This window comes from Enterobacter cloacae complex sp. HYC042_NIDB (assembly GCF_056673315.1).
On the sequence record NZ_CP109650.1, the window covers coordinates 755,862 to 775,628 of the forward strand.

15 protein-coding genes are annotated in these 19,767 nt (G+C 60.4%); 8 read left to right on the top strand and 7 right to left on the bottom strand.

The features are described from left to right. Positions 1 to 188 precede the first annotated feature (188 nt). Positions 189 to 614, top strand: coding sequence for a FosA/FosA2 family fosfomycin resistance glutathione transferase (gene fosA / locus OKF39_RS03620; RefSeq protein WP_227442006.1), 426 nt, complete (start codon positions 189 to 191; stop codon positions 612 to 614). Here fosA and OKF39_RS03625 read toward each other — a convergent pair. Next, positions 600 to 1,607 (bottom strand): LacI family DNA-binding transcriptional regulator, encoded by a 1,008-nt coding sequence (locus OKF39_RS03625; protein WP_479983487.1) that lies wholly within the window; start codon positions 1,605 to 1,607, stop codon positions 600 to 602. The two genes, fosA and OKF39_RS03625, sit on opposite strands and share 15 nt — an antisense overlap. A 185-nt stretch (positions 1,608 to 1,792) precedes the next feature. Between OKF39_RS03625 and OKF39_RS03630 the strand changes: the two genes are divergently transcribed. Together OKF39_RS03630 and OKF39_RS03635 are read left to right on the top strand one after the other, a co-directional pair. Further along, positions 1,793 to 2,881 (top strand): cellulase family glycosylhydrolase, encoded by a 1,089-nt coding sequence (locus OKF39_RS03630; RefSeq protein WP_479983488.1) that lies wholly within the window; start codon positions 1,793 to 1,795, stop codon positions 2,879 to 2,881. Positions 2,882 to 2,926: 45 nt separating this feature from the next. Then, the gene (locus tag OKF39_RS03635) at positions 2,927 to 4,321 is read left to right on the top strand and encodes an MFS transporter (protein WP_479418754.1); all 1,395 of its coding nucleotides are present in this window, start codon (positions 2,927 to 2,929) and stop codon (positions 4,319 to 4,321) included. 40 nt (positions 4,322 to 4,361) lie between these two features. Here the strand turns inward: OKF39_RS03635 and mcrC are convergent, their stop codons facing one another. The 6 genes from mcrC to OKF39_RS03665 all read right to left on the bottom strand — a co-directional run bounded on the left by mcrC (position 4,362) and on the right by OKF39_RS03665 (position 12,322). Beyond that, positions 4,362 to 5,495: a 5-methylcytosine-specific restriction endonuclease system specificity protein McrC gene (gene mcrC / locus OKF39_RS03640; RefSeq protein WP_479983489.1), complete on the bottom strand. Its 1,134-nt coding sequence runs from the start codon at positions 5,493 to 5,495 to the stop codon at positions 4,362 to 4,364. Further along, on the bottom strand, positions 5,492 to 7,444 hold the full coding sequence (locus OKF39_RS03645) for an AAA family ATPase (protein ID WP_022650329.1): 1,953 nt from the start codon (positions 7,442 to 7,444) through the stop codon (positions 5,492 to 5,494). The genes mcrC and OKF39_RS03645 overlap by 4 nt, the downstream gene beginning before the upstream one ends. Positions 7,445 to 7,575: 131 nt before the next feature. Next, complete coding sequence (locus tag OKF39_RS03650; RefSeq protein ID WP_023293378.1) at positions 7,576 to 8,397, bottom strand: alpha/beta fold hydrolase; 822 nt, start codon at positions 8,395 to 8,397, stop codon at positions 7,576 to 7,578. Positions 8,398 to 8,427: 30 nt separating this feature from the next. Then, positions 8,428 to 10,047 (bottom strand): MFS transporter, encoded by a 1,620-nt coding sequence (locus OKF39_RS03655; RefSeq protein ID WP_479983490.1) that lies wholly within the window; start codon positions 10,045 to 10,047, stop codon positions 8,428 to 8,430. Beyond that, positions 10,044 to 10,451 carry a DoxX family protein gene (locus OKF39_RS03660; protein ID WP_028015359.1) on the bottom strand — a complete coding sequence of 136 codons (408 nt, stop codon included), beginning with the start codon at positions 10,449 to 10,451 and terminating at the stop codon, positions 10,044 to 10,046. Before OKF39_RS03660 ends, OKF39_RS03655 begins: the two co-directional genes overlap by 4 nt. Next, the gene (locus OKF39_RS03665) at positions 10,451 to 12,322 is read right to left on the bottom strand and encodes an amidohydrolase (protein WP_479983491.1); all 1,872 of its coding nucleotides are present in this window, start codon (positions 12,320 to 12,322) and stop codon (positions 10,451 to 10,453) included. The genes OKF39_RS03660 and OKF39_RS03665 overlap by 1 nt, the downstream gene beginning before the upstream one ends. Positions 12,323 to 12,541: 219 nt before the next feature. Between OKF39_RS03665 and OKF39_RS03670 the strand changes: the two genes are divergently transcribed. The 5 genes from OKF39_RS03670 to OKF39_RS03690 all read left to right on the top strand — a co-directional run bounded on the left by OKF39_RS03670 (position 12,542) and on the right by OKF39_RS03690 (position 19,764). Continuing rightward, positions 12,542 to 13,228 carry a hydrolase gene (locus OKF39_RS03670; protein ID WP_023331928.1) on the top strand — a complete coding sequence of 229 codons (687 nt, stop codon included), beginning with the start codon at positions 12,542 to 12,544 and terminating at the stop codon, positions 13,226 to 13,228. Positions 13,229 to 13,289: 61 nt separating this feature from the next. Then, positions 13,290 to 13,511 carry a DUF1427 family protein gene (locus OKF39_RS03675; RefSeq protein WP_028015362.1) on the top strand — a complete coding sequence of 74 codons (222 nt, stop codon included), beginning with the start codon at positions 13,290 to 13,292 and terminating at the stop codon, positions 13,509 to 13,511. Beyond that, positions 13,508 to 13,768, top strand: coding sequence for a XapX domain-containing protein (locus OKF39_RS03680; protein ID WP_028015363.1), 261 nt, complete (start codon positions 13,508 to 13,510; stop codon positions 13,766 to 13,768). Before OKF39_RS03675 ends, OKF39_RS03680 begins: the two co-directional genes overlap by 4 nt. A gap of 23 nt (positions 13,769 to 13,791) precedes the next feature. Then, entirely contained in the window at positions 13,792 to 14,172 is a 381-nt protein-coding gene (locus OKF39_RS03685) for a response regulator transcription factor (RefSeq protein ID WP_028015364.1), read from the top strand. 9 nt (positions 14,173 to 14,181) lie between these two features. Then, positions 14,182 to 19,764: a trifunctional serine/threonine-protein kinase/ATP-binding protein/sensor histidine kinase gene (locus tag OKF39_RS03690; RefSeq protein WP_479983492.1), complete on the top strand. Its 5,583-nt coding sequence runs from the start codon at positions 14,182 to 14,184 to the stop codon at positions 19,762 to 19,764. Positions 19,765 to 19,767: the final 3 nt, after the last annotated feature.

Genomic DNA, 19,767 nt, shown 5'->3' on the forward strand with positions numbered 1-19,767 from the left:
AATGTGCAGTTGCCGAAAGGGGTCTTAGAAATGTGAAAGCCGCCTTTCGGCGGCTATCTGAAAATGGGGAAAACTACTCCGTGCCGCCTTTAAGAAGGCAGCCACCAGCGGTTTACGGTGAGGACGGCGTGGTTTATGTTCATGCTTTTACCGTACCACGTTCGGCGCGAAAAACAAAAGGGCACGTCATGCTGCAATCACTCAACCACCTGACCCTCGCGGTCAGCGACCTGCAAAAAAGCATCAGCTTCTGGCACGAGCTGCTGGGGCTGACGCTGCACGCCCGCTGGAATACCGGGGCCTATCTCACCTGCGGCGATCTATGGGTCTGCCTGTCGTACGACGAGGCGCGCCGGTACGTGCCGCCGCAGGAGAGCGACTATACCCACTACGCGTTTACCGTGGCGGAAGAGGATTTTGAACCGTTCTCGCAAAGGCTTGAGCAGGCGGGCGTCACCGTCTGGAAGCAGAACAAAAGCGAGGGGGCGTCGTTTTACTTTCTCGATCCGGACGGGCACAAGCTGGAGCTGCACGTGGGCAGCCTCGCCGCGCGGCTGGCGGCGTGTCGCGAGAAGCCCTACGCGGGCATGGTGTTTACCTCAGACGAGGCTTGAGGCGCGCACTTTCAGCCTGCCCGCCAGCGTCACGTGCGTGGCGGCATCTTCCTCATTGCACAGGTACTCCACCGCCAGCCGTCCCAGCTCGCTGTAGGGCAGCTGAATACTGGTCAGCGGCGGGGTGAGCTGCTCGGAGATCTTCTGGTCGTCGTAGCCCGCCAGCAGCATGTCCTGCGGAATGCGCACGCCATTCACCGCCAGCGCCTGATAGCAACCAATCGCCAGCCAGTCGCTGGCGCAGAAAATGGCGTCCGGGCGCTCGGCCAGCTCCAGCAGGGCTGTGGTGGCGGTAAAGGACTCGCTGAACTGCCAGTTGGTCTGGCGCACCAGGCCGTCGTCGCACGCTAATCCGGCCTGCTGTAGCGCCGCCCGGTAGCCCGCCAGACGCTGGCGGGAGGCCTCCATCCAGCTCTCGCCGGTGATGTGGGCGATGCGCGTGGCCCCGCAGGCGATGAGGTGTTTAGTCACCTGGAAAGCGTTGGCGTAGTCGTCCGGGATAAACGACGGCAGCAGCGGCGAGCCGGGGTCTCGCTGGTTGAGCAGCACCAGCGGGATGCGGGTGCAGTCGTGAAACGCCGTCATGTCCACCAGCGTGGTGACCGGAGAGGCGAGAATAATCCCGATGCAGTTGCGCTTCTCGAGCTGGCGGATAATGTTCAGCGCCAGCTCCACGTCGTCGCCGTAGTCGTAGACGGTGAGCAGGGTCTCGTTGCGCCACGCCGCTTCCCGCGCCTGGCTGATGGCGTCGATAAACGGGTCAAAGCTCTGCATGGAGCTAACCAGCAGGGCGATCTCTTCCTGGTTGCGCGGGGCGTGAACGGCGGGGAGGCGGTCGTAGCCGAGCTCGGTGGCGACGCTAATCACCCGCTGGCGGGTGTCGTCGCTGAGCTTGATGTTGCGGGCCTGGTTAAGCACCAGCGATACCGTCGCCTGCGACACCCCTGCCGCCCGCGCAATATCATTCATCGTCACTTTTGTTTTTCGCTTCATCCGTCCTCTCCCTTTCGCGACTTCGCATCATACCCTAACCGCACGCTTTAGCGCCGTCGATCACGTTTCTCATTCATCGAAGCGTGAACTTTGTGAGGGGCATCGCTTTTCTAAACGCCGTGATTTGCGCATTTATCCCGCAGCTAATATTTATTAGCTAAATATTATCAGTAAGAGGATGCGTAATGAAAGAGCAGTGGAGCAGGGAGCAGGCACAGGCGTGGTATGAGCAGAAAGGCTGGCTGTGCGGGTTTAACTATTTGCCGTCGACGGCGGTGAACTGGACCGATATCTGGCAGGCAGAGACCTTCGATGCCGCAACCATTGACCGCGAGCTGGGCTGGGCGGCGGAGGCGGGCTATAACACCCTGCGCATTAATCTGCCGTTTATCGTCTGGGAGCATGACCGCGACGGGCTGATGGCGCGCATCGACCACTTTTTGACGATTGCCGACGACCACGGGTTCAGCACAATGCTGACCCTAATGGACGACTGCGGCTTCTCCGGCGACGAGCCGTACCTTGGCCCGCAAAAGCCGCCCGTGCCGGGCAAGCACAACAGCCAGGCGGCGGCGAGCCCCGGTCGCGATAAGGTGTGCGATCCCGACTGCTGGGCAGACATTGAACGCTATATCCGCGACGTTATCCGCCAGTTCCGCGACGATAAGCGCGTGCTGCTGTGGGATCTCTATAACGAGCCGGGCAACCGCGGCATTTTCGCGACCGGCACGCAGGAGGTGCAGTACGACGCGAAGCTGGAGACCTGCGCCCACGCGCTGATGAAGCTGGCGTTCCGCTGGGTGCGTGAAGAAGATCCAACCCAGCCGCTTACCGTCTGCGCGTGGCGCCTGCCGCCGGAAGAGGAAGGCGAGACGTTCTTCCAGCACCCGCTGGACCAGACCGCGCTGGCGCTCTCGGACGTGGTGAGCTTCCACGCCTACACCAATACCGGGCGCATGACGGCGATTATCCAGCAACTTCAGGCGCTGGGCCGCCCAATCTTCTGCACCGAATGGCTGGCGCGCCACGTGGGCAGCACCATCGAAGAGCAGCTTCCGCTGATGTACATGGCGAAGGTTGCGCCGTATCAGTGGGGGCTGGTGCGCGGCAAAACCCAGACGTGGCTGCCGTGGCCGGTGGTGATGAAGGAGTCCACGGACTACTGTCGCCTCTGGTTCCACGACGTGTTTGAGGAGAACGGCATTCCGTTCTCACGCGCTGAAATTGCGCTGATGCAGAAGCTGCGCAAAATCGCCCCGAATCCGCAGGGCTAATAATAACGACCCGGCGTGCTGTCGCCGGGCAACCAGGTACGCACTATGGCAACGACAATGAAAATACCGTCTCGCGAGTTGTGGTCTTATTTTGGCTATGGTTTAGGTCAGTGTTTTAGCTTTGGTTTAGTGGGTTCGTTTATTAACTATTTTTACACCGACGTGCTGGGGATCTCGGCGCTGGCGGCGAGCACCATCTTCCTGATTGCCCGCGCGTGGGACGCGGTTCACGATCCGCTGTTTGCCAGCATAATGGACACCATTAACAGCCGGTTCGGCAAGTTTCGCCACTTTTTGCTGATTGCGCCTTTGCTGATCACCGGCGTCACGCTGTTGTCGTTCTATAAAATCGAAGCGGACATGACCACCAAAATCCTCTACGCCGGGGTGACGTATATCCTGTGGGGGACGCTGTACGCCATCTCCGATATCCCGTTCTGGTCGATGTCGTCGGTGATGACCAACGACTCCGCCCAGCGCACCCGCGCGGTGACGGCGGCGATGCTCGGGGTGAACGCCGGGATTGCCTGCGCCAATATCTTCTTCCCGAAGCTGGCGGCGTTCTTCGCCCAGTACAGCAACGATAAAGGCTACTTTATGGCGGCGCTGGTGATGATGCTGGTGGGCCTGCCGCTGATGCTTAACGGCTTTATGCAGATCAAAGAGCGTGTGCCGCCGAGCCCGGAAAAGGTGACCATCCGCGACACCTTCCACAACCTGCGCCAGAACAAGCCGCTGTTTATCGTCCTGCTGTCGTTCTTCTTTTGCGTGTTCCACAACGTGGCGGGCGGGCTGTATATCTACTTCTTTATCAACAACCTGGGCGACGGCAGCCTGCAGATGGCGATTGGCGTGATGGGCATTGTGGCGGCGGTGCTGTGTCTGGTCGCCCCGATGCTGACGCGCCGGATGCAGAAGCGGAAGCTGTTTATGATCCTCTGCGGGCTGGACGTGGCGGTGCGCGTGGTGATGTGGTTTGTCGGATATCAGCAGGTGACGATGCTGTTTATTCTGCTCGGCCTGAGCACGCTGTTCGTGATGATGACCAACATCCTCACCTCGTCGATGATTGCCGACACCATCGAGTACGCGGAGTACCACACTAACAAGCGCTGCGCGGCGATCACCTTCTCCGGGCAGACCTTTACCGGCAAGATGTCGGTAGCGGTGGGCGGCGGGCTCATCGGCGTGTTTCTGACGATGATCGGCTACGTGCCGCAGGCGCAAATCCAGAGCGAAGGCGTACTGTCGGGGCTGTTCTTCGGGATTTGTTTGTTACCGGCGATTGGGTCGCTGATCCGCATGGGCTTTATGTCGCGCTTTACCTTTACCGAGGAGAAGCATGCGGAGGTTTGTCGGTTGCTGGCGGAGCGTCGGCATCATGTAGAAAATAGCCGTGCGGAGAATGATCGGCTGGAGCGTCCGGCCCCGGCGAACTAAGAGAAATGGGCGCCTGTCATGCAGGCGTCCACTTCAGAACTTAATTCACGTCAGTTATCCCACAGCAATCACGCGCTAATTTCAATAATTGCTGAGCCATTGTGACGGCATCTGCTGCTAAATCTACGGTGGCAAAGTGGATTTTATGCCCCTGTACCTCAACGAATTCGTAGAGCATTACATCGACGGCTGGATGAAGTAATAATCCAGCTGAACGGAGAGATAATGGGTCTGTTCGGTTCTCCTGCGTCCGCAGATAGGTATAAATCTGGTAGATATAACCGCTGCGCAAGCTCTTATCGCGATACCAGCCTTTAGTCAGAATGTTATTGAATTTGGTGTCGATGATGACGCGCTGTGCAGGTTGCTTGTGCTCAAGAATAATGTCCGAGTTCATGGTTGGGAAAATACTTTCGCTCCCTGCACTTTGAGACGTTAATCCCCATTTCAACTCTTTTCCGGCAGCGACTGTCCAGTCTTTTTTGGGAAGATGGAAGTGATAGAAACCCGCCATACTTTTCTCGAACAGCTTGCGCATCCAATAAGGGTCATCAGACGGCGTTGGCAACAGTTTTTGCCCCGCAGTTTGGGTTGGTAGCCATAATTCAAATGCCAGCTTCGCGGCATCGACCATGGCTTTATCCGCCGCATCGTGGCGGCCAAAACGTGTGATTGACGGCAGTTCACCTTTGCCGGGCATACTCCCCTCAATACCACGACGACGCAAATTGATTGCCATTGCGCGACATTGTGCAGCCAGCGTGCCGTCGCTGAGCAGCGGAACAAGGTGCTCTAACGCAGAGCGAACATAGCGATTTCGTGGTGTGTCCAGCGTCATTTCCTGAAACTGGCAGGCTACCTGTGCCCGCTCAAGCAATTGTCGACTGGTTGTGCGCAGAACATCAATGCGTCCCCTTACCCTGTTAAGCGTGGCGCGGCGAGTTTGGTATCCCATACTTAAATGCCTTAACAGCCGCTGCTCCACTTCGTGAAGCAGGATCCTCGCCACCAGCGCCGGGATCTCCTCCGGATTGTTTTCAGCGGCAACCATGCTGCGTCCGTGGTGGCGAAACAGACTGGAGGCGTACAGCATCAATAGCCAGATATTCCGCAAAGGAATACGCGATACCGCTGCCCGAGCCTGCGTATCGTCACGTTCAGCAAGATCGGTCATACGCTGAGAAGCTCCTTTCTGGAATCCTGGACTTTCTCCGGCGCATCAAACCAGTATTCGGCAAGTAAAGGGCAGATTTCGGTTTCGACAACCTGCTCGTACCAGGCCATCCCGTCGTCAATTTTCAACCCCGCAGGTGGGGTTACATAGCTATGCCCGATACAAAATTGAGGTCCCAGGGCCGCATCCCTGGACAATTTTTCATTTAACGCGGTTAATTTGGATTCGATAAGGGCTAATGTTTCCAGACTCACATTAAACCGTTGGTTAACCCATTTTTTCCACGCGTCGTTAAACTCGGGCTTTAGATCAATAAACGCAAAGCGGCGCCGTAATGCCAGGTCTAGCAGGGCAAGCGAGCGGTCAGCGATATTCATCGTCCCGATGATATACAGGTTTTCAGGAATGTAGGTTTTTTCATCCATATCAGATCGATATGAGAGCTCAAGCGCCTCATTCGGCGTACGTTTATCCGCCTCCATCAGCGTCAGCGTTTCGCCAAAAATTTGCGCAGGATTGCCCCGGTTAATCTCCTCAATAATGACCACGTACTTAGTTGTCGGATCGTTTACTGCTTTGTCGATTGCATGGAGAAAAGGCCCGTCTACCAGTGCTAAACGTCCTTCATTGTTAGGACGCCAGCCGCGAATAAAGTCTTCGTAGGAGAGGGTAGGGTGGAACTGCACCGCGCTGATGCGCTTAGAGGTTTCCTCGCCCATCAGACAATACGCCAGACGGCGCGCAAGCCAGGTTTTACCGGTTCCCGGCGGGCCCTGAAGGATCAGGTTTTTTTTGGCCTGTAACCGCTGAAGGATGAATTGGATTTTTTCCTCTTCTAAAAAGCAGCCCTCATCGATCAAATTGCTTATCGTGTAAGGCTTGTGGGGGATTTCTGCGGGCACGTTCTCTTCAACCGTTTCCTCGGTGATGCTCTGCAATTCACCTTTATCGAAGTTGAGGTATTCATAATTGCCGGGGGTCTGAAACTCCAGTTCATCATCATCACGTAGTTTTTGCAGATAATATGAAATGGATGATTCAATAGTATTGTTATTGGGATAATCCGCCTTAATCTCATCCAGATAGGCCTCTTTTAACTCCCTCAAAGAGAAAAATGGGCTGTCTTTACGTAGGCACAGCACCTTGATCTTATTGAGCAAATACGCTTTCCATGTCAGCCGCTCGACTTCATCATTTGACTGTTGCAAATCGATATTCCATGCCGCCAGAGAGAGTTCAGGGAAGGAGTGAACCGGATAGTTTGGCTGGGTAAAAGCCTTTTTGAGCGCCAGGGCTACGGTCTGATAGTTGTGTCCGCTACAGCGCCCTTTGGCACCTTTTTTAATGATTTTAATGTTCAGGACTTTCTGGATGTAGTACTGAGACTGGCTATCCAGCGTAGGGTAGAACCAGGGGCGTAGCCAGTACAATCCCATTGTCAGGTTCCAGCCCACATTGCGCACGTTAGATGCGGCGTCATAAGAAAATAGGAAGTCAGCGGGATCGGCGTTTGGGGTGTCGGCGAAGGAGATTGCCTGAGAAAACATTTCCCACAGCGTATCGATGTCTTCAGGCTTACGTGATTTCTCATAGCCAAAGAACCATGATTTCTGATTGTTTAGTAGCGGAATACCGTCGAACGATTCAGGAACCTTTTCACGAACGCCTATCAGTTTTGCCAGGCTGGCTGCGATATTTCTTCGGTTGGTAACGGTAAGCGAGCGATTAAACAAGCCCATAGTGGTGAAAGGACAAATGTCTTTCAAAGGATGGGGGACGCCATTAGCGGGCTTGTCCTGTAGGTGTGACATACTACCAATCTCAGCAGCAATGCGGTGAATACCCGCCACCAACTCCTCTCTTCGATTTCGCCAGGTTAGTAGCTGAGAGGCAAAAGCCTGATAAAAGTCTGCCCATTCGAATCTGACGTCTTGCTCAACTGCGTCCATATGCTCTCCAGTAAAATTACAGGCTTCAGTAACCTGGCGAATGAATTTTACGGGATTGTAAGCCTGAGTGAATAACTACCTAAAACAGTGATCTATAAGGGCATGCCGGATCAACATGCCCCTGGACGACATTACAGCGACTTCACAAACGCCAGCAGATCTTCGTTGAGCTGATCCTGGTGGGTCAGCGCGAAGCCGTGCGGGGCGTTGTCGTACACCTTCAGCGTGGCGTTTTTGATCATCTCCGCCGCCAGCTTGCCGGTGCTTTCAAACGGCACGATCTGGTCGTTGCTGCCGTGGATCACCAGCGTCGGCACGTCGATTTTCGCCATATCCGGGCGGAAGTCGGTTTCGCCGAAGGCGGTCACGCAGTCGATGGTGCCCTTCAGGGATGCCAGCAGAGCGATGTTCAGCGTCTGGGTCAGGGCACCGGCAGAGACGGTCTGCCCGGCGTTGATGCCGTAGAACGGCGTCGCGAAGTCGCTGATGAACTGGGCGCGATCTTTACGCAGTCCGTCGCGAATACCGTCGAACACGCTCTGATCCACACCCTGCGGGAAGGAGTCGGATTTACCGAAGATCGGCGTGACCGCGCCCAGCAGCGCCAGACCGGCCACGCGCGCGCTGCCGTAGTTGTTGATGTAGCGGGTCACGTCGCCGCCGCCCATGGAGAAGCCCACCAGCGTCACGTCCTGGAGGTCCAGGGTGGTGATCAGGTCGTTAATGTCGGACGCAAAGGTGTCGTAGTCGTAGCCGTTCCACGGCTGATCCGAGCGGCCAAAGCCGCGACGGTCAAAGGCGATGGCGCGGAAGCCGCGCTCCGCCAGGTAGTTCAGCTGGCTATCCCACATGTCGCCGTCCAGCGGCCAGCCGTGGCTGAAGAGAACCGGTTTGCCCGCGCCGCAGTCTTTGTAGTAAATCTGCGTGCCGTCTTTTGCCTTAAACGTTGCCATAGTGTGTTCCTGTACAGGTGATGGTTATGGTTATACCGGCGCGACCAGATAGCGAATTGCCGGTGATGTTGTGCCCTGATGAAAAGCCAGAACGCGGCTCTGCAGCAGGAGGTCATTCATGGTGTGGCGCTCCTGCTGGCGCAGATGCTCAATCCACGAGCCCATCAGGAAGATCTCAATAAACAGGCCGGGGCGTTCGATATCCTCGTACACCGCCCAGCTCATCGCGCCGGCGCGGCGGCGCACCCGGCGCAGCTCGTGTACCGCCTCCAGGAAGGCTTTCGCGTTATGCGGGTCGATGATGTACTCGTGCGACACCAGCACCGGGCCGCGCTCGTTCGGCAGCTCAATCTCCACGCCGTCCAGCGGCTGCCCGCTCAGGTCGAGGTTTAAATCAGGATCTTTCTCCAGCTTCCAGCGGAACACCGTTGCGCTTGCCAGCACCATCCCGAGTGTGGCGACAACCAGCGAGGTTGGGGTGCCAAACTGCGAGGCGATCTGCCCCCAGATGGCGCTGCCCGTGGTCATCGAGCCGAAGAACACCGTCAGGTAGACCGCCAGCGCCCGGGCCTTCACCCAGCGGGCGGCGCTGCGCTGTGCGCCGAGGTTGAGGGTGGAGAGCACCGCAATCCACGCGAAGCCGGTGAAGAACTCAAACAGGTTGAGCAGCCAGACGTGGCGCACGAACGCCAGCGCCAGCATGGTGAGGGCAAAAACCAGACTCGCGGCCACCATCAGCCGATCGGCGTTCAGCCGCTGGCGCAGGCGCGGCAGCAGGATCGCCCCGGCAATCGCCCCCAGGCCGATGCACGCCAGCATCACGCCGTAGCCCGCCGGGCCTAAGCCCAGCTCGCGGCGCGCCACCAGCGGCAGCAGTGCCCAGCCCGCGCTGCCGAAAACGAAGAAGGCCACGGTGCGCACCAGCACGTTGCGCAGCACCGGCGCGGCGTGCACGTAGCGAATGCCGGAGCGCACCGCGGAGAAGAAGTGCTCCGGCGGCAGGCGCTGCACGGACGGGGCCGGACGCCAGCGCCACAGCACCCACGCCACGCCCACCACGGACAGCGCGTTCAGGGCAAACACCATCCACGGCCCGGCGAGCGAAAGCAGAAAACCGCCCAGCGCGGGGCCAATCGCCCGGCTGATATTCACCCCGAGCGAGTTCAGCGCCACGGCGGCACCCAGCTCCGGCTTGCTCACCAGATCGGGCACCACGGCCTGGAACGGCGGCGAGCTCATCGCCGCGCCCACGCTCAGCAGGAACGTCGCCACCAGCAGAACGGTAGGGGTGACGTGTCCGGTGAAGGAGAGCACCGTCAGCCCGGCGGCGGCGATGAACACCCACAGTTGTGAGAAGAGCAGGTATTTACGTCGGTCAACGATGTCCGCCATCACCCCGGACGGCAGGGCGAAGAGGAACATCGGCAGGCTGCTCGCCGCCTGCACCAGCGCGATATCCAGCGGATCGGCGCTGAGCGTCAGCATGCTCCAGTTGATGCCGACGTCGCTCATCCATGAGCCGACGTTAGAGACCACCGTGGCGATCCACAGCATGCGGAACACCGGCTGGCTCAGCGGCTGCCAGGGCGAAACCGCCCGCGCGGGCGTCGTCTCAACGTGTGCGTCGCGAACGTCGTTAACCTGGGTCATGCGAACCTCTCCGTTGCCTTACGCTGCAGCCGCCACTGGCCCGGCCCGGTGAGGGCGAGAGTGGTGAAGATAATCAGCAGCAGCCAGCCAAACTGCCCTTCGGCAATCGACCAGTCCGGGTGGACCGCCAGCATCGCCACCAGCAGCACGGCGATAATCGGCAGGCACGCCAGGCGGGTGTAGACGCCCGCAATGATCAACAGCGGGCAGATGACCTCGGCGACGATCGCCGGGATCAGGCTCGCGTAAGGCCCGAAGCCGAACGGATCTTCAATGCGCGTCAGCTCTTCGCTGAAGTGCAGCACCTTCGGCAGGCCGTGCACGTAGAGCAGCAGCAGGCTGCCGGTGAGGCGCAGGAAGAACAGCCCCAGATCGACCCGGGGCGGCATAGTAGTGTTTTTCATCAGAATGCAAAGCAGCTGCAGCCCAGCGCCCCCCAGAAAGCGTTATCGTCGGACACCGGCATCTCTGACGTGCGGGCGAAATCATGCTGGTGGCTGTGAACCCCGCACGGGCCGCTGCAGTGGTGAGCCACACTCATGCCCACGCGGGCGGCCTGCGGCGGCGCGCTGCGGTAGTGGCCCGGCACTTTCACCACCGGAGACCACTCGGGCAGGACCGGAATGGCCGGTGGCGCGAGCGGGCCGAAGGTGCCTGCGGCGTAGACGATGTCGCCGTTGACCACCGTCAGGACGGACTCGATGCCCTTGATCTCCTCTTCCGGCACGCGGAAGTAGTCTTTGCTCAGCACCGCCAGATCCGCGAGCTGGCCGACCTTGATCTGCCCCTTCTGGTTCTGCTCGCTGGAGAACCACGCGCTACCCTGGGTCCAGAGCATCAGGGCGGTATCGCGGTCCAGACGGGCGCTATGATCGTACATCTGCATCCCGCCTACAGTGCGGCCGGAGACCAGCCAGTAGAGCGCGGTCCACGGGTTGTAGCTCGCCACGCGGGTGGCGTCCGTCCCTAAGCCCACCGGCACGCCGGTCTCGAGCATTTTCGCCACCGGCGGCGTGTGGCGGGTAGCTTCGATGCCATAGCGCTCGGCAAAGTACTCCCCCTGGAAGGCCATGCGGTGCTGCACGGCAATGCCGCCGCCCAGCGCTTTGATGCGGTCGATGTTGGCCTGGGTAACGGTTTCCGCATGGTCGAAGAACCAGTGCAGGCCGTTGAACGGAATGTCGCGGTTCACCTTCTCGAACACGTCCAGCATGCGGCTGATGGATTCGTTGTAGGTGGCGTGCAGGCGGAACGGCCAGCGGTGCTCCACCAGATGGCGCACCACGCGCTCCAGCTCGTCCTCCATGCCCGGCGCGAGGTCCGGGCGCGGCTCGAGGAAGTCTTCAAAATCGGCGGCGGAGAAGACCAGCATCTCGCCCGCGCCGTTGTGGCGGAAGAAGTCGCTGCCCTGGCCCGGCGTGAGCATGTCGGTCCATTTTTCAAAGTCTTCCAGTTCGTGACCCGGACGCTGGGTAAACAGGTTATAGGCGATGCGGATGGTCATCTGCTTTTTCTCGTGCAGCTCGGCAATCACCTCGTAATCTTCCGGGTAGTTCTGGAAGCCGCCGCCCGCGTCGATGGCGCTGGTCAGCCCCAGGCGGTTCAGCTCGCGCATAAACTGACGCGTGGAGTTGACCTGCTGCTCCAGCGGCAGCTTCGGCCCTTTCGCCAGCGTGGCATAGAGGATCATAGCGTTCGGACGGGCAATCAGCATCCCGGTCGGGTTGCCGTTGGCGTCGCGCTGGATCTCGCCGCCCGGCGGGTTCGGCGTCTCTTTGGTGTAGCCGACCACCTTCAGCGCGGCGCGGTTGAGCAGAGCGCGGTCGTACAGGTGCAGAATGAAGACCGGGGTGTCCGGCGCGGCGTCGTTAATCTCGTCCAGCGTCGGCATGCGGCGCTCGGCAAACTGGAACTCGCTCCAGCCGCCCACCACGCGCACCCACTGGGGCGACGGCGTGCGCAGGGCCTGTTCTTTCAGCATCCGCAGGGCATCAGCCAGCGACGGCACGCCTTCCCAGCGCAGCTCGAGGTTGTAGTTCAGCCCGCCGCGGATCAGGTGCAGGTGCGAGTCGTTCAGGCCGGGGATGGCGGTGTGGCCTTTCAAATCCACCACCTTAGTGCCGTCGCAGTGGTACTGCATCACCTCGGCGACGGTACCCACTTCCAGAAATTTTCCGTCGCGCACGGCAACGGCTTCCGCGACAGGATTTTCGCGATCGACGGTGTGAAACTGGCCGTTAACCAGAATAAGATCGGCTTTACCGAGGGTAACCATAACTGCTCCTGACTGAGAGGGGGAATGGTCAGGATTATGGGAACCGGTTTCGGCAAAAATCCAGTTATACAATAGGATAGGTATACCAAAGTATAACTATACCTAAGGTTAACTATACGAAGAGATAATTACGCGCGGCGACGGAAAACCGCAGGATGAGGGTGACTTTATCGTCGCGGCGCTCGCGGCGATTTCTACCCTTAACCACTGGAAAATGCTATGACCTCTTCAAAGCTCGAAGTGTTAACCCCTGCGAACTGTCAGATCATCTTTATCGATCACCAGCCACAGATGGCGTTTGGCGTGCAGTCTATTGACCGCCAGGTGCTGAAAAACAACACCGTGGCGCTGGCGAAAGCGGCCAAAGTGTTCAACATCCCGACCATCATCACCACCGTTGAGACCGAAAGCTTCTCCGGTAACACCTATCCGGAGCTGCTGGACGTGTTCCCGGGCCAGGACATTCTGGAGCGTACCTCCATGAACTCCTGGGACGACCAGAAGGTGCGCGACGCGCTGAAGGCTAACGGCAAGAAGAAGGTGGTGGTTGCCGGCCTGTGGACCGAAGTGTGCAACAACAGCTTTGCCCTGTGCGCGATGCTGGAAGGCGACTACGAAATTTATATGGTGGCGGACGCGTCCGGCGGCACCTCCAAAGAAGCCCACGACTTCGCGATGCAGCGCATGATCCAGGCAGGCGTGATCCCGGTGACCTGGCAGCAGGTGATGCTGGAGTGGCAGCGCGACTGGGCGCGTAAAGAGACCTACACCGCGGTAATGGATATCGTGCGCGAACACTCCGGCGCGTACGGCATGGGCGTGGATTACGCCTACACCATGGTGCACAAAGCACCGTCTCGCCAGAAGAGCGAGCACCGCACCTTAGCGCCGGTCCCGGCTCGCTAAGTTCCGCTGGCGGGCTGGTCCCTCATCCGGCTCGCCGCTGCCTCTTTCTCTGGAGTTCACAATGAGTACTGGGCTGATATCTCTTGCCGCAGGCGTGTTGATTGGCCTGATGTATGCCGTGCTGAAGGTGCGCTCCCCCGCGCCGCCCGCGCTGGCGCTGATTGGCCTGCTGGGGATGCTGGCGGGTGAACAGGCGACGCGCCATCTGTTATCCCGCGACGGCGCGCCGCCTCCTCAGGTAACGGTTCCGCAGGTGAAATCGCAGACGGGAGCGACGTCATGAGAGCATGGATAATTTCGCTGGTGTGCGGCGTGGTTGCTGGGGTAATTTACGCCCTGCTCGACGTTCATTCCCCGGCACCGCCGGTTGTCGCCCTGCTTGGCCTGTTTGGCATGCTGGTGGGTGAACAGCTCATCCCGGTGGGACGGCGTTTACTGAGTCGCGAACCGTTTACCCTCGCCTGGTTTCGTCACGAATGCGTGCCGAAAATCAGCGGCACGGCGCCCCCCGCGCCCGCTAAGGACGATCGCGACGTTTAATGATTTTTTTGAGGAAAGACAGCATGACGCTGCCGTGGCGCATTGCCATCATTGATGACGAACGTTCCGTCCGCAGCGGGCTGAGTAATCTCCTGGAGTCGGAAGGGTATGCCGCCGATACGTTTGATTCGGCAGAGGTATTTCTGAGCCATCCGCTCGCCCTGTCCGGCGCGGCGCTGGTGATCGCCGATATCAAGCTGCGGGGCATGAGCGGCCTGGAGCTGTTTGACAAGCTGCGGCTGCTGGCCGTTCCCCCGCCGCCCGTGATCTTTATCTCCGGTCATGCTGATGAAAATATGCAGCGGTACGCTCTTAGCCTGGGCGCCGCTGCATTTTTGCGTAAACCCATTAACATCGATATTCTGCTGGATCATATACAGCGGGAGCTGGCCCGCCGACGATAAGGATCGCGGATGAACGAACACGAGCAGCCTGCATTCTGGCCCGCCCAGGGGAATCTTCACCAGGGGCGGGTTTTTGTCCTTAAAGAGGATGTGATTTTTACCGTGCTGGCGCAGGAGGGCGGTATCGCCTGGATGCACGCGCGCCATCCCCATTCAGGCGGCTCGTTCATCATTGCCACAGCGGTGAGCGACGAAGAGGAAGAGCGGGCCACGCGGCTGCTAAAAAACGAATTTGCGCTGCGTGACGTGCTGCAGGACAGCTGGGCCATCCGCGCCGTTGCCTCCACCCAGTACCGGGGACGTTTCGCGCTGGTGTATGCGCCGTTTGCGTTTGAACTGCTGGCGCGGCGCGCGGGCAGGGCGATCTCGGGGATCTCGCGATTTATTGAGATGGCGATCCAGATCTGCGTTCCCCTGCGCCAGATGCACCTGCAAAACCTGATCCACGGCGATATCAAGCCCGGCGCGATTTTTGTTCATCACGATGCCACCTGCCGTCTGGGCAGCTTTGGCCTCTCCTGTAGCCTCTCCGGTGCCTTCTCCCAGACCCGGCTTGCCGTTTCAGGCGGTACGCCCGCGTATATGTCGCCGGAGCACACCACCCGCACCCGGCGTCCCGTTGACGGCCGCAGCGATCTCTACAGCCTCGGCATGGTGCTGTATGAACTCCTGACCGGTCGCCTGCCGTTTGAGTTGGGGGAGGACGATCAAACCAACTGGGCGCACTACCATATTGCCTCGGAGCCGCTGGCCCCGGACGTGATTCGCCCGGACGTGCCGGGGATGCTGTCGACCATCATCCTCAAGCTGCTGGAAAAGCACCCCGATAACCGCTACCAGACGGTCGACGGGCTGATTGCCGACCTCCGCCGCTGCCAGGCGACGCTGACCTGCGAGGGCGAGATCGTCGCCTTTACGCCCGGCCAGCAGGACCGCACTCCCGCGATCCATCTGGCGGACTCCCTGTTCGCGACGCATCCGCAGGCGAATGACGTCATTGCCGCGTTTGAGCGGGTGGGGCAGAACCTGGTGCCGGAGCTGGTGACGATCGGCGGGCCGTCGGGGATTGGCAAATCGTCCATCATCGCGACGACGCTCAAAACGCTGCAGCAGCGTCAGGTATTGCTGGCGGTGGGGAAAGTCGATCAGTTCTCGCCGTCTTTGCCCTACGGCGTATTAAGCTCCGCGTTCCGCACCCTGACGCTGCACCTGCTGGGGCTGCCCGCGGAAGAGGTGGCGAAGTGGAAAATCCGCCTGTCCCGCGCCCTGGAGGGGTACGAAGCGCTGGCCGTCAGCCTGGTGCCCGAGCTGGGGCTGCTGCTTGAGAGCAAGCCGCGCTACTCGGCGGATACCTTTTCCATTGATGCCCGGGCGCGCTTCAGCCATATGGTGCTGGCGCTGGTAAAAACCTTTGCTTCTCAGGGCTGCCCGCTGGTGCTGGTGCTCGACGATCTCCAGTGGAGCGACGCGGCCAGCCTGCATACGCTGAAACATCTGCTGGTGACCTGCGGCGCTATCCCGCTGCTGCTGGTGGTCGCCCACCGCGATATCGGTTCGTTGTCTGAACCAACGCTGCAACAGCAGCTGGCGAGCCTGCCGGAAGCGGCGCAAAACGCGACTGAAATTGTCCCGCAGGCGCTGTCCGTGAAGGCGGTGGCGCGCTGGCTGGCGACGATATTTCGTGCCCGCAGCGCGGCGACGACCGACCTCGCCACGCTGATCCACGAGAAAACCGGGGGCAACCCGCTCTTTGTGCACGAATTTTTCCGCCGCATCGTGGATGACGGGCTGGTGGTGCACAACAAATATCAGGATAAGTGGCACTACGATCTGCAGGCGATCCGCGCCCGGCACTACACCGAAAACGTCGTTACCCTGGTGCTGGAGCAGCTCGAAGAGTTGCCCGACGAGACGCGCCGCCTGCTGGGCAGCCTCGCCTGCCTCGGCGGCACGGGCGAGATGGAGATGATCTGCCGGGTGGTCAGCATGTCGATGGCGGAAATGCGCTATGCGCTGCATCCGGCGGTGATGGCCCAGCTCATTGTGCTGACGGAAAAAGAGTACGCCTTCACCCACGACCGGGTGCAGGAGGCGGCCTTTGCGATGCTGGATCAGCATGAGAAAAGCCATCTTCACCTGACCACCGCCAGCCTGCTGGCCGACGCCGCGCGTCAGGCCGCGGGGAACGAACTGCTGTTCCGCGCCGTTCACCACGTCACGGCCGCGCTGGACTGCATCCAGCCCGCGCCGCAGCGCCAGATGTTCCGCGAGCTGAGCCTGCTGGCCGCACGACGGGCAAAGCGTTCGGGGGATTATCCATCGGCGCTCAGCTATATCCAGACCGCCAGAGCGCTGGGCAACGCCGGGACGGTGTCAGACTTTATGCTTGATATCGAAGAGGCGGGCTGCGAGTTTGCTCTGGGGCACCTGGAGCGCACCCGCGAGTTGTGTGACGCCATCCTCGGCTGCCCCGGCGGGCTGACCGAAAAGGCGCTGGCGGCCAACCTGCTGGTGGAAGTGTACATTCGCCAGTCGGACAGCCGTCTGGCGCTGGAGGCGGCGCTCTGCTGGCTGGGGATTTTTGGTATTCAGATTGGCCGCCACCCGGAAGATGCCGACTGCGACGAGGCCTGGGAACACTTCTGCAACCGCACGGCCGACGCGCCGCAAAGCCTTTTTGCCCAGCTGTCGCGAATGGATAACCCGGAAACCGAAGCGGTGATGAACCTGCTCTACAGCGCCAGCATTTGCGCCAGCTTCATCTGCCCGCGCCTGCATTTTTTGCTGCTCTGCCGCATGATGCACCTCACCCTCGACCACGGCATCACTGGCGCCTCCACCACGGCGATGGCCTGGTTTGGCGTGCTGATTGGCCAGCGCTACGCCGAGTACCGCCTCGGGTTCCAGTACGGCACCCTGGCCCGCGAGCTGGTGAACCGCCACGGCTACGACGCGTTCGAAGCCAAAACCCTGCTGCCCCTCGACCAGCTCAGCGTCTGGACCCAGCCGCTGTCATTCACCATCGAGTGCGCAAAAGCCTGCTTCACCGCCGCCGTTACCCACGGCGATATGACGGTGGCCTGCTTTGCGGCCTGCCATCAGGTCATTAACTTCCTCTCACGGGGCGATCACCTGGATGGGGTATTGACCAGCATCGATCGCGGCCTGGCGTTTGTGCGTAAAACCCACTTCCAGGACGTGGAGACCATATTGATGCTCCAGCGCACCTTCGTGGAGTTTTTGCGCACGCCGACGATCGGCACCTGGACCGCGTCGCAGGCGCTGCCCGAGGCGCTGCTTCCCGCGTCGCCGGAGCAGGCCCCGGAGCAGACCTCCACCATGCTGTTCTGGTACTGGCTCTACCGTGGCATGGCGCACTTTACCTGCGGCGAGTATACCGACGCGCAGGCGGATCTTGAGATGGCGGGCTGGTACGCGTGGTCTGCACCGGGCCATATCCATCTGCTGGATTACCATCTCTACAGTGCGCTGGCGCTCTCACGTCAGCTGACGCCGGAGACGTTTTCGGCGAATCACCGCCGCAGCATTCACGCACACTACGACAAAATCGCCCTCTGGGCGCGCATTAATCCCGGCACGTTCGCGGATAAAGAGGCGCTGATCTACGCCGAAATTGTCCGTCTGGACGGGATGAACAGCATTGCGCTTGAGCAGTATGAGAAGGCGGTCCGACTCTCCCGCGAGGGTGGCTTTAACCCGATTAACGCCCTGGCCCACGAGCTGGCGGGCCGCTTTGCGCTGGCCTGCGGCTACCCGACCGCATCAGACGCGCACTTCCGCGGCTCGATTGCCGCCTGGGGCCGCGCGGGCGCGCAGGCCAAGGTGCGCCAGCTGGAGCAGGATTTCCCGCACCTGCTGGCCTCCGGGCAGGCCAGCGCCTACGACACGGTGGCGTTTGCTCAGAACGAGACGATCCGCGATCTGCAGAGCGTGATCAAGGCTTCCCGCGCGCTGTCGGAAGAGATCAATCTTGAGCGCCTGATTGAAAACCTGATGACCATCCTGCTCGAACGCGCCGGGGCGCAGCGCGGCCTGCTGCTTCGCGTGAGCGATAACCTGATCCCGGAGATCGAGGCCAGCGCCTGGACCAGCACCGACGGCGTGCGGGTGCGGATCCTGAAAGACGTGCCGATGGCGACCGACATGCCGCTGTCGGTGCTGGCTGCGGTGATCCGCACCGGGCAGGAGATCCGCACCGGCAAGCCGGAGGAGTTTCATCCCTTCAGCCAGGACCCTTATCTGGTGACCTCGGGGGCGGCGGTGATGTGCGTCCCGATGTTCAAACAGGCGCGGCTGGTGGGCGTGCTCTACCTGGAAAACCGCCTGATGCCGGAGGTCTTCACCGCCGAGCACTCGCGCGTGGTCAGCCTGCTGGGCGCGCAGGCAGCGGTATCCCTGGAGACGGCGCGGCTCTACGCCGAGCTGCTGGCGGAGAACATTCAGCGCCGCCGGGTGGAAAAAGAGCTGCGCGCCAGCCAGACCTCGCTGATGCTGGGCGAGCAGATCAGCCACACCGGCAGCTGGCGCTGGGAGCTGGAGCAGGATCTGATGTTTGTCTCGGAAGAGTACGCCCGCATTCTCGGCCTGCCCGACCAGCAAAAGATGATCTCCATGGCGGAGTTTTTAACCTTCGTCCACGAGGACGATTACGCCCGCATCAGCGCCATCGTCACCCAGAGCGTGCGCGACGGGCTCTCCATGCGTGCGGAGTTTCGTATAAAGCGCACCGACGGCTCAACGCGCTACATCCTCGGAATTGGCGATCCGGTGGGGGTGGGCAGCGAGGTGAACGAGTACTACGGCATTATTACGGATATCACCAGCCAGCGCGCCGCGGAGGATGCCATGCGGGTGGCGCAGGCGGATCTGGCGCGCGTTTCCCGCGCCACCACCGTCGGGCAACTGACCTCCTCCATCGCCCACGAGATCAACCAGCCGCTGATGTCCATCGTCTCGAATGCCGGGGCGAGCCTGCGCTGGCTCAGCCGCGAGCCCGCCCGCCTGGATAAAGTGCGCGAAGGGCTGGAGGAGATCGCCGCGGAAGGCGCGCGTGCGGGGGAGATCATTCGCAGCATCCAGTCCCTGACGCGCAAGCAGGATCCCACCTTCTCGCGCATCGATATGCACTACCTGATCCACCATATCATCACGCTTTCGCGCAGCGAGCTGGAGCAGAGACACATTAGCGTTGATTATCTGTTGAACGCCAGCGACAGCTTTATCACCGGGGACAGCGTGCAGATCCAGCAGGTGCTGCTGAATCTGGTGATGAATGCGGTAGAGGCGATGGCCGAGGTGAGGGATCGCGCCAGCACCATCATCCTCAGCACCGCCAACGCGGACGGGAAAGTGATCGTTGAGATCGCCGATACCGGGAGCGGCATTGAGCCCGAACGGCTGGAGCAGATTTTTGACTCGTTCTACTCCACCAAGCCGCAGGGGATGGGGATGGGGCTGACCATCAGCGCCAGCATCATCGAGCGCCACTGCGGAAAGCTGAGCGCGCGCCGCCGGGAGCCGCACGGCACGGTGTTTACCTTCGCGCTGCCGCTGGCCGCGCAGGAAGGGTAAACG